General features: G+C 38.7%; 13 protein-coding genes and 1 other RNA gene. 8 read left to right on the forward strand and 6 right to left on the reverse strand.

From position 1 onward, the window contains the following. The first annotated feature begins 36 nt into the window (after positions 1-36). The 3 genes from aroC to HWV58_RS12730 all read left to right on the forward strand — a co-directional run bounded on the left by aroC (position 37) and on the right by HWV58_RS12730 (position 2,625). On the forward strand, positions 37-1,134 hold the full coding sequence (aroC, locus tag HWV58_RS12720) for a chorismate synthase (protein ID WP_175634464.1): 1,098 nt from the start codon (positions 37-39) through the stop codon (positions 1,132-1,134). A gap of 4 nt (positions 1,135-1,138) precedes the next feature. After that, positions 1,139-1,750, forward strand: a complete 612-nt coding sequence (locus HWV58_RS12725; protein ID WP_235972723.1) for a DUF1684 domain-containing protein — start codon at positions 1,139-1,141, stop codon at positions 1,748-1,750. Between the two features lie 122 nt (positions 1,751-1,872). Next, on the forward strand, positions 1,873-2,625 hold the full coding sequence (locus HWV58_RS12730) for a LytR/AlgR family response regulator transcription factor (protein ID WP_175634465.1): 753 nt from the start codon (positions 1,873-1,875) through the stop codon (positions 2,623-2,625). On the opposite strand, the gene HWV58_RS12735 is transcribed toward HWV58_RS12730, so the two are convergent. Both HWV58_RS12735 and HWV58_RS12740 read right to left on the reverse strand, forming a co-directional pair. Further along, positions 2,626-4,941 (reverse strand): ATP-binding protein, encoded by a 2,316-nt coding sequence (locus tag HWV58_RS12735; RefSeq protein WP_175634466.1) that lies wholly within the window; start codon positions 4,939-4,941, stop codon positions 2,626-2,628. It abuts the gene before it with no gap. Between the two features lie 282 nt (positions 4,942-5,223). Continuing rightward, on the reverse strand, positions 5,224-7,644 hold the full coding sequence (locus tag HWV58_RS12740) for an alpha-ketoacid dehydrogenase subunit alpha/beta (protein ID WP_175634467.1): 2,421 nt from the start codon (positions 7,642-7,644) through the stop codon (positions 5,224-5,226). 170 nt (positions 7,645-7,814) lie between these two features. On the opposite strand from HWV58_RS12740, the gene HWV58_RS12745 reads away from it, so the two are divergent. From HWV58_RS12745 to HWV58_RS12760, 4 genes are all read left to right on the forward strand, one after another. Further along, the gene (locus HWV58_RS12745; RefSeq protein ID WP_175634468.1) at positions 7,815-8,207 is read left to right on the forward strand and encodes a DUF1573 domain-containing protein; all 393 of its coding nucleotides are present in this window, start codon (positions 7,815-7,817) and stop codon (positions 8,205-8,207) included. Positions 8,208-8,270: 63 nt separating this feature from the next. After that, the gene (locus HWV58_RS12750) at positions 8,271-9,470 is read left to right on the forward strand and encodes a pyridoxal phosphate-dependent aminotransferase (RefSeq protein WP_175634469.1); all 1,200 of its coding nucleotides are present in this window, start codon (positions 8,271-8,273) and stop codon (positions 9,468-9,470) included. 271 nt (positions 9,471-9,741) lie between these two features. Continuing rightward, positions 9,742-10,109, forward strand: a transfer-messenger RNA (tmRNA) gene (gene ssrA, locus HWV58_RS12755). Positions 10,110-10,368: 259 nt separating this feature from the next. After that, entirely contained in the window at positions 10,369-11,181 is an 813-nt protein-coding gene (locus HWV58_RS12760; protein ID WP_175634470.1) for a phage integrase SAM-like domain and Arm DNA-binding domain-containing protein, read from the forward strand. 26 nt (positions 11,182-11,207) lie between these two features. Here the strand turns inward: HWV58_RS12760 and HWV58_RS24615 are convergent, their stop codons facing one another. Next, complete coding sequence (locus HWV58_RS24615; RefSeq protein WP_394354241.1) at positions 11,208-11,723, reverse strand: DUF932 domain-containing protein; 516 nt, start codon at positions 11,721-11,723, stop codon at positions 11,208-11,210. Here HWV58_RS24615 and HWV58_RS12770 point away from each other — a divergent pair. Continuing rightward, positions 11,712-12,143, forward strand: a complete 432-nt coding sequence (locus tag HWV58_RS12770; protein WP_175634472.1) for a hypothetical protein — start codon at positions 11,712-11,714, stop codon at positions 12,141-12,143. The two genes, HWV58_RS24615 and HWV58_RS12770, sit on opposite strands and share 12 nt — an antisense overlap. Here the strand turns inward: HWV58_RS12770 and HWV58_RS12775 are convergent. The 3 genes from HWV58_RS12775 to HWV58_RS12785 form a co-directional block, all read right to left on the reverse strand. Beyond that, entirely contained in the window at positions 12,120-13,850 is a 1,731-nt protein-coding gene (locus HWV58_RS12775; protein ID WP_317174802.1) for an O-antigen ligase family protein, read from the reverse strand. The genes HWV58_RS12770 and HWV58_RS12775 overlap by 24 nt on opposite strands. Positions 13,851-13,947: 97 nt before the next feature. After that, complete coding sequence (locus tag HWV58_RS12780) at positions 13,948-14,379, reverse strand: DUF1573 domain-containing protein (RefSeq protein WP_175634474.1); 432 nt, start codon at positions 14,377-14,379, stop codon at positions 13,948-13,950. After that, positions 14,357-14,998 carry a bacteriocin fulvocin C-related protein gene (locus tag HWV58_RS12785; RefSeq protein ID WP_175634475.1) on the reverse strand — a complete coding sequence of 214 codons (642 nt, stop codon included), beginning with the start codon at positions 14,996-14,998 and terminating at the stop codon, positions 14,357-14,359. Before HWV58_RS12785 ends, HWV58_RS12780 begins: the two co-directional genes overlap by 23 nt. Between the last annotated feature and the right edge of the window lie 12 nt (positions 14,999-15,010).

The following is a 15,010-nucleotide window of genomic DNA, read 5'->3' on the forward strand; positions in this document are numbered from 1 at the left end:
ATAATTCAATCAATCTAAAATTCAATTTCTAAAATAATGGCAGGTAACTCTTTCGGACAACTATTTCGTATCACAACTTTTGGCGAATCTCATGGCGTAGCCATTGGGGTAATTATTGATGGCTGTCCGGCGCAATTGGATATCGATATGGATTTTATCCAATCAGAACTGGATAAACGCAAACCGGGTCAATCGAAAATTACGACTCAAAGAAAGGAAAGTGATACTGTTCAGGTATTATCGGGTATTTTTGAGGGAAAAAGTACCGGAACCCCTATTGCGTTACTTATTCCAAACGAAGATCAGCGATCTAAAGATTATGGCCACAATGTTGACGTGTACCGCCCGAGCCATGCCGATTATGTTTACGACGCCAAATATGGTATCCGCGATCACCGTGGTGGCGGCCGTTCATCGGCACGCGAAACCGCTGCCCGCGTAGCCGCAGGTGCAATTGCCAAACTGTTTTTAAAACAACAAGGCATTGAAATATTTGCGCACGTAACAGCTGTCGGTACAATTGAAGCACCGAACCTGGAAAGCAACGATTTATCAGCTTTGCTTCAAATCAGGGAAGAAAATATTGTACGCTGTGCCGATCCGGCAACTGCACACGAAATGATCGAATTTATTGATGCTATCCGCAAAGATGGAGATACCGTTGGCGGAAAAATTAGCTGTGTGGTAAAAGGATGTCCGGCCGGATTGGGCGAACCGGTTTTTGATAAACTGCATGCCGATTTAGGCAAAGCCATGCTCAGCATCAACGCCGTTCATGGTTTCGAATATGGCTCTGGCTTTGCCGGAAGTGAATTAAGAGGTTCGCAACACAACGATATCCCCCAGCCTAAAGCAGCCAATTCGAAAGTGTTTAAAACCACTACCAATTATGCAGGTGGTATTTTAGGCGGTATTTCGAACGGAATGGATATTACTTTTAAAGTAGCTTTTAAACCGGTTGCAACCATTATGCACAACCAGCAAACCATTAATGCTGCCGGTGAAGCTGCCGAAATTAAAGGCAAGGGCCGTCACGATCCTTGTGTAGTGCCACGTGCTGTAGTTATTGTAGAAGCAATGGCTGCATTGGTTTTAGCCGATCAGTTTTTGAGAAATAAAGTAAGTACCCTTTAATCCTATGATAAGATTCCTGCCTGTTCTGCTCGTTTTTATTAGCTTAAATGCCTTTGCTCAAAGTTATACCGAAAAAATTGCAAAGCACCGGGAAGCTTATAAACAGGATTTTATTACTGATAGCCGCTCTCCCTTAAAGAAAAAAGACCTGGAAAACCTCCATTTCTACGATGCTGACAGTACTTACAAAGTTTTAGCTGATGTAACGCTGCTACAAAACGAAAAAGTTTTCAAAATGCCTACCTACGATGGTACCAGCAGCGATTACTTCAGGTATGCGCATGTTACTTTCAGCTTAAATGGTAAAAAACTGCAGATGACTTTATATAAAAGTGTTGCGCTTTCGGCCAATCCGGTTTATAAAGACCATCTTTTTTTGCCTTTTACCGACGAAACGAACCGCAAAACCACTTACGGAGGCGGAAGGTACATTGATCTGGACACCAAAGCAATTGCAAACAACCAAATAGAAATAGACTTTAACAAAGCCTATAACCCATACTGCGCCTATAGCGACGGCTACCGCTGTCCGGTGCCACCCGAAGAAAACGACTTACAAATGGAAGTAGCGGCTGGCGAAAAGCTCTACACAGGCGAAAAGAAACACCGCAAATAGTCTCCGCTAGGAAGGATTGATAAAAAATTACCGGGATTTACACAATAATTCACATTTTCGATTAAATTTGAAACTTTAAGTGTAAATCCCTTGTTCTCTAACTAAACTAGCACTATCCCCAAATGATCTATAACTGCTTAATCGTTGATGATAACGAAATAGAAAGAGATGCAATAGAAATGCACCTTAAAAAAATCCCGTCATTAAACATTTTAGCAGTTTGTAGCAGCGGCATAGAAGCCTCACAAATTTTAGCTTCAACCAGTGTTGATATCGTTTATTCGGATATTGATATGCCTGAACTTTCGGGTATGGATTTGCTCAAAAGCCTTAAAAAACAGCCATTATTTATATTTATCACTTCTTTTAGCGAGTATGCTGCCGAAAGTTTTAACCTTGATGCTTTAGATTTTATCGTAAAGCCAGCTACTTTCGAACGCATATTAAAGGCTACCAACAAAGCCATTGAGTACCTAGAACTTAAAAAGCTGGTTGGAAAGGAAACCATAAACGATGAACAACCAGCCAGTGAAGAAGATAATCATTTCTTTTTCAGAGAAACTAAAGGCATTACCAAATTAAAGTACGACGATGTGATTTACATCGAAAGCATGGGCGATTTCTCGAAACTCTTTACCAGTACGGATAAGCACGTAATTTTGGTTAGTTTAAAAAACCTGGAGAAACAATTGCCAGCTAAGTTTTTTGCCCGGGTACATAAGCAATACATCATCAATATTAACCACATTACTACCTTAACCAATCACGAGGTACATTTAGATCACAATTTTACGGTACCCATCAGCTCAACCAACAGGCAGGAGCTGCTTGAAAAATCGATTGATAAGAAAATTCTTTCGCGCTTTTTAAAATAGTTATTTACCCAATAAGATTTTAAAGAAACTTCCTCCTGCCGGATTAACGCCTGCACTGATTTTCCCGTTCATGAGGGCGATAAACGTTCGGCAAAGCAGTAAGCCCAGTCCTGTTCCTTTTTCTTTATTGGTACCCGGTGTACTTACCCCGCCTCCAAGATAACCCGGTTTATTAAAATGATCGATTTGAACCGGGGTTAAACCAATGCCATTATCGGCAATTTTAATTTCTAAATGATTGCTGCCATTAACCGAGCTTACCTCAATTGAACCGCCATTCGGGGTAAATTTAATTGCGTTATTTACAATGTTGCGGATTACCAGGCTTAGCATATTGGCATCGGCCAGGCAAGTGGTTCCTAAGGGGATTAAATTTTGCAAATGCTGCTCCTTTTCATCAGCCTGATCCCGCAGCGAACCCATCACTTCCTGTACCAAACCCTGAAGATCCAGTGTTTCTAAGCAAGGGTTAAAGCCATGCATCTGACTGGCAGCCCAGTTTAGCAGGTTTTCCATCATGGTAGAAGTATAGGTTAAATTATTTTTCAGCGAAGCTGCATAACGGTTTAACTTCTCCTGTTCGATGTTTCCGCCCTCCAGCAATTGCATAAACGAAATAAGCGAATTAACAGGGGTGCGCATATCATGACTTACCACACTAAAAATCCGGTCTTTTACCTTACTCAATTGTTCCAGTTCGCGTTTTTGGGTATTGATAATTTTGTTAAGCCGGGTAGTTTTCCGCTGGTTAAAATAGATTACAACCGCAATAATTAAAATCAAAGTAATGGCAATGGTAAGCAGTAATTTTACGCGCTCATCGAGCTTAATCTGCTGGCGTTGCTTATTAATCTGCTTATCTTTTACTTCGGCAGCCATTTGCGCCTGGAATTTTACCTTTTCAAATTTACTTTCCTGAGCCAAACGCTGAATATCCAGATCGGCCTTTGCCTTTTGGAACGTAAGCAAATCTAAAGCCTTCTCCTTATCACTCAGGGCTAGCTGCTGCCGTTTTAATACCAGCTCTTGCTGCTGCCTTTTTAGCTCTCCCTCTGTAATTTTTTGTTTGAGCAGGTAATCGCGTTCTTTCACACTAAAATCGAGCTGCATTTGCCTCCTGGTGATTTCCTTTTCTTTTTCCTGATCAAAAATTTTATCCCTCGCGCCAATATATTGCCTGTAATAAGCTAAGGCCTTGTTGTAATCTTTCTGCTTTTCATACACCGCACTTAAGCCTAAACAAGATTGTTTTTCAATATCAAGCAATCTGTTTTCTTCGGCAATTTTTAAGCTGTGGTTAAGCAGCACAATTGCATTACCTAAATCATTTTCCTTTTGGTAATAATTGCCAAGCGCATATAAACTGGAGGCGTAACTTTCCTGATCTTCGCCATCCCTGCTCAGCTCGACCGATTTCTGGTAAGATTTTAAAGCCTGCTCCTGCTGCCCTATCGAACTGTACAAATCGGCCAGATTACGTTTAACACTAGCTAACAAACCCACATCTGCTATCGCTTCTGACACCTTTAACGACTTGTTGTAATACTCTAAAGCCAGTTTTACCTTTTGACCGGGTAAAACCTTCATTTCTGTCAATTCGCGGTCTGATGCCTCGAAGTAGTTTGTACCAATTAAACCGTAAACAACAGCTACGCCACGCGAGTTTTCGCCTTCCTGCGCAAATACCTTTAGTGCCATTTTTAGATAAACCAATGCCTGGCTCTGATTGCCCAGACTCTGATAAATGCCCGATATATTGGTATAACAGCTCGCCATATCGGTTTCGTTACCGAGTTTTGCATAAATGGCAATTGCCTTTTGGTTTACTTCTAAAGCCTTAACATAATCGGGTATACTGCCATATAGCGCTCCAAGATTTAAATAGGTACCGGCGGTCATATCTAAATTACCAATCGATGCAAATTCGGTAGCCGCTGTTAAATAGTTTTCTTCTGCTTTTTGATAATTTGACCTGCCATGGTACATTAAGCCCCTTCGGTAATAGGCCATAGCCGAAAACTTTTTTAGATTCTTGTCATGCGATAGCTGAATACTTTTGTTGAGAAACTCTTCTGCCTTATCTACATTTTTCATCCGCATGTACTGGCGGTAAACTTCTGTCAGGATTTTTATTTTGGAAGAATCAGTCTTTAAATTATTTTCATTCAGGATTAAAAGACTGTCGAGTTTTTTTTGCGAAGCATTAGTTTGGGCAAAGCTGGTTAAGCCCAGAAATAAAAACAAAATGATTGCAGTACCTATCTTGAATAAATAAGTTTTATTAATCAACCGACTGAAAACAAGGTGTTTATTCATCCTACAATAAAAAACTAGAGATTATTTATGAAGGATAAACAAAAAACTTGCATCATACAGCAATCTCCAATGGGGATGACTTGGAACATACTGAAAATAACAAAAATAGGGTTTGGTTTATAAATGTATATAAAAATCCGATCATTCAGTAATCGAATGTTTACTCGACAGTTTAGAAAACCGCTTTATTTATTCCAATTAGGAATATAAAATATGTAACAAAATGATTGTCAGCTATTTAACAAAAACCTATACACCAAAAAACAATTCTATTAATGGCTATTAAAAAAGCGCAGGATATTTATTTGGATTAGCATCGTGCATCATCTGGTAAATGGTTTCAATTACATCATCAACTGAAGGTTTGCTAAAATAATCGCCATCTGAGCCAAATGGTGGGCGGTGTGCTTTTGCTGTTAATGTTTTAGGCTGTCCGTCCAGATGAAAATAACCTTTCTGTTCTTCGAGCACCTTTTGCAAAATGTATGCAGACGCACCTCCAGGTACATCTTCATCAAGCACCAATAATTTATTGGTTTTAGCAAGTGAGCTTACACAAACATGATTGATATCGAAAGGTAAAAGCGTTTGCGGATCAATAATTTCGACAGAAATACCCAGGAATGCCAGTTCTTCTGCAGCTTCCTGGACAATTTTTAAAGAAGATCCATAAGAAATAACCGTAATATCAGTTCCTTCTTCCAGCACCTCTGCTTTACCTAATGGAACCGTAAACTCGCCCACATTAACTGGTAATTTTTCTTTAAGGCGGTAACCGTTTAAGCATTCAATTACTACAGCAGGCTCATCAGCCCTAAACAAAGTGTTGTACATACCTGCAGCCTGAGTCATGTTACGCGGCACACACAGGTGCATGCCTCTTAATGAGCCAAGCAGCATACCAATTGGAGAACCCGAGTGCCAGATGCCTTCGAGCCTGTGGCCACGTGTACGCACAATAACCGGCGCTTTCTGAATGCCTTTAGTACGGTACGAAAGCGAGGCTAAATCATCACTCAATACATTTAAGGCAAATATTAAATAATCTAAATATTGTATTTCTGCAATAGGTTTTAAACCACGGAGTGCCAGGCCTATACCCTGACCCATAATGGTCATTTCCCTTATACCGGTATCGGTAATCCTCAACTCGCCATATTTGGCCTGTAAACCTGCAAAGCCCTGGTTCACATCACCAATATTACCTAAATCTTCACCAAAAGCTACCAAACGCTGGTCGCGCGCAAAGTTTTCGTTAAAACAAGCATTCAGCACTTCCCGGCCATCAATCATTTTAGAAAACTCATCATACACGGCATCCACCACAGGAATCATATCCGGGCTTTCCATTCCATCGGTATGCAATTTTGAGTTATACCTGTCGTAATTTAATGGTTCCTGTTTTTTATACCATGCTAAAAGTTCATCACGCTCAGGCGAATTGATTTTTGTTGATAAACGAATGGCTTTACGGGCAGCACTAAATACATCTTTACGCTGTGCATCAGCGGTAGAAGCCAATGTAGCAGCTATTTTAGCAAGGTCAGGCTGGTGTTTAGCCATGGCGCTAACCAAATCAACCACTTGCTTTTGCTCTGGTCTGATGCTATCCAAAAACTCGTTCCAGGCTTCTTTCTGGGCATTACGCACAAAAAGTTTGGCTTCTTTTTCAATTTCGAGAATTTCTTCTTCGGTAGCCACTGCCGAATCGAGCATCCAGCTACGCATTTTGAGGATACAATCGTGCTCATTTTCCCAGCCAAGGCGTTCTTTCGATTTATACCTTTCGTGCGAACCCGAAGTAGAATGTCCCTGGGGCTGAGTAAGCTCGGTAACATGAATTAAAACCGGCACATGCTCATCTCGGCAAACCTTAATGGCTTTTTCATAAACTTCGCAAAGGGCAGGATAATCCCATCCTTTCACTTTATAAATTTCATATCCCGGATTATCCGAATCGCGTTGAAATCCTTTTAAAACTTCCGAAATATCTTCTTTAGTGGTTTGATATTTTGCAGGTACAGAAATACCATAAGCATCATCCCAGATTGAAATAGCCATGGGTACCTGCAGCACTCCCGCAGCATTAATGGCCTCAAAAAACACCCCTTCTGATGTGGAAGCATTGCCTATGGTACCAAAAGCCACTTCATTTCCGTTAACCGAAAAGTGCTTTAAATAATCGAGTTCTTTATTCTCCCTGAATAATTTAGAGGCATAAGCCAAACCAACTAAACGGGCCATCTGGCCACCTGTTGGCGAAATATCAGAAGAGCAGTTTTTAATTTGGGTTAAATCGTTCCAGCTCCCATCTTCGTTAATAGACTGGGTTGCAAAGTGACAGTTCATTTGCCTGCCGCCCGAAAAAGGATCAGCATCCTTAGCAGGGTTGGCATAAAGCTGTGCAAAGAATTCTTTAATTGTTGAAATACCCGTAGCAAACGCAAAGGTTTGATCGCGGTAATAGCCCGAACGCCAATCTCCGTTCTTAAATGCTTTCGCCATCGCCACCTGAGGTACTTCTTTACCATCGCCAAAAATGCCAAATTTAGCCTTGCCGGTTAACACTTCCCTTCTTCCTAAAACACTGGCCTGCCTGCTCTCAACAGCTATTCTGTAGTCGTTTATTACGATTGATTTAAAATCGTTAAAACTCAATTCAGCAGCATCAATAGCATTGGTAATCAATTTTTCATTCTGCATAGTAATCAAAGATTGGTTGCGGCAAATATAGACAAAATTAAAAGTTTGCCTTTATCCTCTTATGTAAAATTATATATGGAATTGTAAAATATAATTGGAATAGTTTTTGTTTTAATTTGAAAACATTAAATTTGTTTGAGTAATTTAAAAATAAAATACACCCACATAACATGAAAAAGATCTTAGTATTATTCGCTTTTGTATTAGGTTTTGGTATTGCTGCAAACGCACAAACTAAACCTGCTGAATTTAAGTTTGAGTCGGAAACACATGATTTTGGTAAAATTGTTTTAAACAAACCAGTAACTTACGATTTTAAATACACCAACGTTGGCGAAGAGCCGTTAATTATCAGCAAAGCTGAAGCAAGCTGTGGCTGTACAGTTCCTAAATATACTTCTACTCCACTTAAAAAAGGTGAAACAGGTGTAATTTCGGTAACTTTCAACGCTGCCGCTGGCCCATCTACTTTCTCTAAAGCAGTAACTATTACTTCTAATGCAAAAACACCGATTAAAGTACTTTACATTAAAGGCGAAACCGTTGCACCAGCTTCAAAGTAATTTTTTAAACGATATTATTTTAAAAAGTCCCGATTTTCATCGGGACTTTTTTATTTTTGTGCCATGCCAAAAATTTCACAAAAAGGCGTGCAGATGCCTGCATCGCCCATTAGAAAGTTAACTCCATTTGCTGATCAAGCTAAAAAAGATGGTAAAAAGGTTTACCATTTAAATATTGGCCAGCCTGATATTGAAACACCGGAAGGGATGTTAAATGCCATTAAAAACATTGATTTTAATGTTTGGGCCTATACACCATCAGAAGGTACACTTGCCTACCGCTTAAAACTTACCGAATACTACAATAAACTGGGTTACAACATTAGCCCCGAAAATATACTGGTAACGGTTGGTGGCTCTGAAGCCATTACCATTGCCATGCAAACCTGTGTAAATGAAGGTGATGAAATCATTATCCCTGAGCCATTTTATGCCAATTACAATGGCTTTGCCTGCATGAGTAACGTTGTGGTAAAACCTATTTTATCGTATATCGAAAATGGTTTTGCATTGCCTCCAATTGCAGAATTTGAAAAGCTGATTACCGAGAAAACCAAAGCGATTATTATCTGTAACCCGAATAACCCAACAGGTTATTTATACTCGAGAGAAGAACTTGAAGCTTTAAAAACACTTTGTGTAAAATACGACCTGTTCTTGTTCTCAGATGAGGCTTACCGCGAATTCTGTTACGATGGAAGAGAATTTATTTCTCCGATGCATTTAGATGGCCTTGATGAAAATGTGGTGATTATGGATACGGTATCGAAGCGTTACAGTGCCTGTGGTGCCCGTTTAGGCTGTTTAATTACTAAAAACAAAGAGGTAATTGCTTCGGGATTAAAATTTGCACAAGCGAGGTTAAGTCCGGGTATGGTAGAGCAGATTGCAGGCGCAGCTGCTGTTGATACGCCAGATAGCTACTTTGAAAAGGTAAATACCGAATATACTTTACGCCGCGATACTTTAGTTGGGCGTTTAAATAATATTGAAGGTGTTTTCTGTCCTAATCCAGGTGGTGCATTTTATGTGGTGGCTAAATTCCCAATCGATGATGCAGATAAATTCTGTCAGTGGATTTTAGAAGAATTTAACCACAATAACCAAACGGTGATGATGGCACCTGCTACAGGTTTCTATTCTACACCAGGATCGGGTAAAAATGAAGTACGCATGGCCTATGTGTTGAATACGGATGATTTAAATGCTGCCATGGATTGTTTGGAAATCGCTTTACAAGAATATCCTGGAAGACAAGTATAGTATAAAATGGAAGATGGATAATGGAAGATAAGTTTAAATTGGTTAATTGTTTAGAGGATCTTTACAGTTAATCAATTTAAACAATTAACCAGTTAACCTTGATGCAGTTTGCAATTGGTAGTTTGCAGTTACTAATGACCAATGAGCTACTGAACCAGTTGGGAATTTGATGGGGAAGACAGTTAACCAATTTAAACAATTAACCAGTTAACCAATAAATTTGTATATTTGTAGTTCTGCTTTGCAATTGATAGTTGCAAACTGAAAACCCGGGGCCGTTCTTGGATTTGACAGGGTGGCGAAGGTTATGTTAGCATGCAGTGCGTTGTTCGGAGAGCACTTAAAGTGAACGATCACATTTTAATTGGCGAAAATACTTACGCCTTAGCTGCCTAGTTTAGAACTACGCTTAGCTTTTGTCCCTCTAACTGCTGCATTGTTGGGTTAGAATCTGGGGCATCGAAACAACAAAGCTGGCTTTAAGGAGATGCGACTTAAAGTGAGATAAAGTATCTAAGGATTTAAATAAGGTCGGTTTTCAGCCGGTTTATTTCCCGAAAATCAATTGAAAAATAAGCATGTAGAAGGTATAATTTATCTCACAACTGGACAAGGGTTCGACTCCCTTCGGCTCCACTGGAATCAGTATCAGAAATCACTGAAAAACATTAAAAGCCTGCAAATCAACAATTTGCAGGCTTTTGTTTTTTGGTATTTAGTGGCTTTTTTGACCAAAAAACGCATATAAGAGGTGAGTCAAGCGGTGAGTCGAACTACGAAAGTTTCGGACTCACCGCTTTAGGGGTTAACAAACTGTTAATCAACTAGTTTACCTTGTACACATCTTGACTTTTTTTGACTGCAATCTTAACTTTATTTCACCTTTAAGATTACTTTTATGAAAAGAAATTTCAGTTTACTATTCTTTCTTAAGAAAGGAAAAACAGATCAAGAGGGTACATCCTCCATCTACATGAGGATTACAATCGAAAAAAAACGGGTTGATCTTGCTACGGGCAAACAGTGTCTTGAAGTAGACTGGCTGAACGGCAAATTATTGGGACATTCCTTTCAGGCAAAAACTATTAACCTATACCTAAGACAGTTGGAATCAAAAATACATGAATCCCACAGAAACCTAATAATGCTCGGCGAACAGATAACCGCACAAAGCCTGGCAGACGATTTTTTAGGAAAAGGTAGAAAAATAAAGAAACTCACAGAAGTTTTTGAAGAACACAACAGTGAAATGACAGAACTTGTTGGTATTGAATTTGCGCCAATGACCCTGTTGCGTTACCAGACTGCTTTAAGACATTTAAAACAATATCTAAAAGAAAAACACAAAATTTCAGACATTGACATCAGGAAGATTGATCACCAATTCATAACCGACTACGAATTCTTTTTGAGGACGACCAGAAAATGCAACAACAATTCAGCAGTAAAATACATCAAGAACTTGAAAAAAGTAATCAAACGCTGCCTTGCAAACGGATGGTTGATACGAGATCCTTTCGCCAATTTCAAGGCAAAAGTCAAAGTTGTAGACCGCCCTTGCCTCTCTGAAGAACAGGTTACTGCTTTAGCATCCCCTGCCGATATGCCTTTACCATACAGCCTCCAAAAAAATAGCAAGGTCTGTGCGACTGTAATCAGCGCTTTAAATTCTGTTTTCTCTGTTAACCCATTCATGGTCTTAAGTTTTTAAGGGAGCGGTTGCCCGCTCCCGAATAATCAATTTAACTGAAAGGCTACGTTGCCGTTTTTGCCGAGTTCCAGACACAGGTCAAATGCTGACTGTCCCCGCTGTTTGGCTGTACCCTCGATGATGGATTTAAACTTGGCTTCTCCGTCTTTAAATTTGCGTGCGTTCTGATAGTAGCCCGTTACGGCATTGTAAGCCCCGAACAGTGTTCCTTTTGTGGTATCTAAGACTTGCGAGGGTGCACTCATGGCATAACTGTAGACTTCGTCCACGATGTTTTTGTAAACGCTGGATGCCTCGTCCACCAGTCCTTTTTGCAATTTGTCCAAAACTTCCTTGTTTGGAGCCACTACCATGCACTTCCCAAAATTCAGACCAGTTAAAAGTAGAATTCTAGATAGTTCCGGTGTAATCGGAAAGCAGACCAAAATTGGGGAAGAATCACTTTCTCTGAAATACGCACCTGTGTGAAAAAACAATTTTAATTTGGAAATGTGACGACTATATATTAATTTTAAGCATAATCTAATCTCATGGACTCTCATATATTTACATCGACTTCTAAGCGAATTGCTTTAATACTTATTTTAGCTGGGCTTATCTCACCACTATCTGTCTTATTAGGGAATTTTATGCCGACCTCTTATTCATTTGGCGCTTTACATACAACTGATGTGGTTTCTTTTTCAGGGCTTACCATTTTATTTATTTCAATTAGCAAACTTATTGTCGGCTTTGGTATCTTGGGAGACAAACCTTGGGCAATAAAAATTGGCTATTTGGACGCTTTAGTGAGCATGTTTATTTATCTATTCTTTTCTGTTGAACAATTCGTAACCATAGATCCCTTGGCTAATAGAAAGATAACATTTGAAATTCTTTTTTTAATTCCTTATTTAATTTGGATGGCAAGAATGTATCACGGTCATTCTAAAAAAACGTTATCTGCTTTGAAGGGTAGTTAGTAAATAAATTTCTGTTTTTAAATTGTCTATCAGATCTTCGTCACCTACTGCTTCAAACGAGGCGATTTGCTTTGCTAACATCTGAAACTGTACGGTTTTATTTTTTTCATGGTAAAACTTCGCCAATAAATATTTCGGATATAAAAGGTTCGGGCAATTATAGTTGATCTTTAGAAGTACCTGTTCAGTCTTTTTGAAATTATGCATGTGGTTATAATACGATGCTAGATGATAATAGTATTCTTTTTCAGGTAAATTCAGTATTCCATTTTCTAACAATGATATAGCAACCATTGGTCTGTTTAGTCTAAAGTTAAGGCTCGCATAGTTCAAAGTGTAAGTTGGATCATCTTTGATGAATGGAAAAAGCTTTTCGTACTTTAAAAGAGCTTCCTTGTTGGTGAGTCTACTGCTAAACGCCGAGAATGTGCTAAATGCGCGATAGCGAACTGTTGATAAAACTAATATACAAAGTGCAATTATGCAAAAAGTATATGGCAAAATAACACCCAAGCTTCTTTGGATACTTACGGGTGTTGCGGGTTCCTGCTTTGCCGCGATTATAGCAATTAGAATCACACAAAGTGATTGAATTTCGACCGTCGATGAGGGATATGAGAACAAGCCACAAATGAGTATGCTTAATAACGAAATATAGAATGGTAAAACATTTGAATTATTGCTGTATTTGTTATTAATCAATGGTTTTAACAAATACACAAATATTAAGAGATATAAAACTAGCCCGACTATTCCAACTTCGCAAAGGATCTGCAAGTAGTCGTTGAATGCAAATCTCACATCATCAGCGGATTTAATAAACGAACTGTGAGGGTTCATTTGAAAGTAATCCATTTGCATGTTCTGATAGTTTACACCAAAAAAGCCTTTCCCAACGCCGAAGAAAGGTTTTTTTAGAAATAATTCAAAGCTCCTCATCCAGATGAAAAGTCTTCCGACGGATGAAGGGTATTTATAATTATATAGAACCAGTGATGAAAATAAAAGTAATACTGATAGTAAGGAGATAGTTTTTGTATTCAGAAACCCAACTAATTTCTCATAGTAGTGTAGGATTCCTATGATAGATGACGTTATAAATATAGCGATCCAAGCGGACCTGGAATCACCGATAATTACAAGATATGCAAAGGTCATTGTAAGAAAAGAAAAGACAATTTTCAGGAATAACGGTATTTTACTCCAATATTCTAAAAGTAAAAATAAAAGTAATGGAAATAACGAGCTTAAGTGAATTATATACGGACCAGGATTAAAAAATAAGCCACTAACTTTGAAATTTAGATTGAACGATTCTAACAATCCTAAGACCTGACACATTCCTATCATCAGTTGAATAATAAAAATCAATAGAAAAGGGGATGCAAGAATAGATCTTGACTTTATTGGGAATGACACCACTCTTACCAGGAAGTATAATAATATGTAATTGACACTTTTCGAAATTGAAAAGAAAACCAAGTAGGACCAATCGAACTGATGGTATGACCTGAAGCCTATGAACAAAAAATATCCAATAACGGCTATATCAATTTTAGTAAGCTGTATGCCCCTCCCTTTCAAAATTTGTGCACCAAAAATAAGGATTGTGAACAGTGCAGATGATATAAGTATGTAGAGTTCCCTGTAGTTTATCAAATGATTCGGCAGATCGTCATCATACGTACTTGACCCAAACATCAACATTAAAATTGTAACCACGTAGATTACATTAGCAACTTTGGGTTTATGAATTAGTGAGATGCCTGGAGTATTTCGGATAAATCTTATCACATCCCATTTCCTATTTTATCATTCCGCGAAGATAAAGGACAGCAAAACGATCTTTTATGTTACTTTGAAATACTACGGATTTATTAACATAGCCAGACATTTTCTCTGTAGGCTTAAAGTTTACCCTAATGATCGCCGTATCTCCAATTGCAACAGCAGTTTTTGACCAAGTAGGGACAGTGCAACCACAGCTGGCTTGAGCCGATGATATTATCAAGGGCATGCTACCCTTATTTAAAATTTTGAATTCATGGCTTACTGAATCACCTTTAGCTATCGCGCCAAAACTGAACTTTTGTTCCAAAATCTCAATTTTTGTAAAATTTCCATCTTCCTCCTTTGGTTTCTCTGAAGAATTACATGCCATTGCTGACACAGCAACCAAAGTAATCATTATTAATCTTCTAGTTATAAGCATTCTACCAATTACAAATGTCTCCATTACACATTAAATCAAACAAAGCACCACAATCTCTATATTCTGCACAATCGTTTGAAGATGATTTCGTACAGGTGCCCCAGGTAAATCCAGGAGGATAACTACCATTCCATTTTCCGCAGGTATAGCCGGACCCTACAGCACAGATGCAACCAGCTGTCTCGCTTCCACTAGTGCTAAGGGCCATAACGGGTTGCTCTTCATAATCTAAAGAAAAGAGAATTTCGTAAATCTCTTTAGATGAAAATATTTTTGAAGCTTTTCGGACCCACATAGGAACTACACTATTATGAAATATTTCTTTTTCATCAGATTCTTCGAAAATGCGGGGGACAATGTATCCATACATTTCCCTGAGCAATTCTAGCTGTGCAGCAGTATAATTAGTTTTGTCCAGTGTCATAGAGAGTTTCGCCTTCCAAAAATCAAATCGCTGTATGTTAGATAACTGGGAAAAGGCTAGCCTTCGATTGTCATCATTTGTTATTGCTAGGATATCGTGCACTAAAGCAGTCTGTATACCAGTTCGCGTCGTCGCTACCTGATCATCTGCTTGATGCGACTTTTTACAGCCAAAAGCTAATACCAAAAATGATATTAACAAATAAGATTTAATGTTCATTATTATTTGATT

It is taken from the genome of Pedobacter ghigonis (assembly GCF_903166585.1).
In the GTDB taxonomy this organism is placed as follows: Bacteria; Bacteroidota; Bacteroidia; order Sphingobacteriales; family Sphingobacteriaceae; genus Pedobacter; species Pedobacter ghigonis.

Coding starts and splice junctions, on each gene's coding strand:
- aroC (WP_175634464.1), top strand. CDS start 37: ATGGCAGGTAACTCTTTCGGACAACTATTTCGTATCACAACTTTTGGC.
- HWV58_RS12735 (WP_175634466.1), bottom strand. CDS start 4,941: ATGAATAAACACCTTGTTTTCAGTCGGTTGATTAATAAAACTTATTTA.
- HWV58_RS12725 (WP_235972723.1), top strand. CDS start 1,139: ATGATAAGATTCCTGCCTGTTCTGCTCGTTTTTATTAGCTTAAATGCC.
- HWV58_RS12785 (WP_175634475.1), bottom strand. CDS start 14,998: ATGAACATTAAATCTTATTTGTTAATATCATTTTTGGTATTAGCTTTT.
- HWV58_RS12730 (WP_175634465.1), top strand. CDS start 1,873: ATGATCTATAACTGCTTAATCGTTGATGATAACGAAATAGAAAGAGAT.
- HWV58_RS24615 (WP_394354241.1), bottom strand. CDS start 11,723: ATGAGAGTCCATGAGATTAGATTATGCTTAAAATTAATATATAGTCGT.
- HWV58_RS12760 (WP_175634470.1), top strand. CDS start 10,369: ATGAAAAGAAATTTCAGTTTACTATTCTTTCTTAAGAAAGGAAAAACA.
- HWV58_RS12770 (WP_175634472.1), top strand. CDS start 11,712: ATGGACTCTCATATATTTACATCGACTTCTAAGCGAATTGCTTTAATA.
- HWV58_RS12745 (WP_175634468.1), top strand. CDS start 7,815: ATGAAAAAGATCTTAGTATTATTCGCTTTTGTATTAGGTTTTGGTATT.
- HWV58_RS12780 (WP_175634474.1), bottom strand. CDS start 14,379: ATGGAGACATTTGTAATTGGTAGAATGCTTATAACTAGAAGATTAATA.
- HWV58_RS12740 (WP_175634467.1), bottom strand. CDS start 7,644: ATGCAGAATGAAAAATTGATTACCAATGCTATTGATGCTGCTGAATTG.
- HWV58_RS12775 (WP_317174802.1), bottom strand. CDS start 13,850: ATGTTGATGTTTGGGTCAAGTACGTATGATGACGATCTGCCGAATCAT.
- HWV58_RS12750 (WP_175634469.1), top strand. CDS start 8,271: ATGCCAAAAATTTCACAAAAAGGCGTGCAGATGCCTGCATCGCCCATT.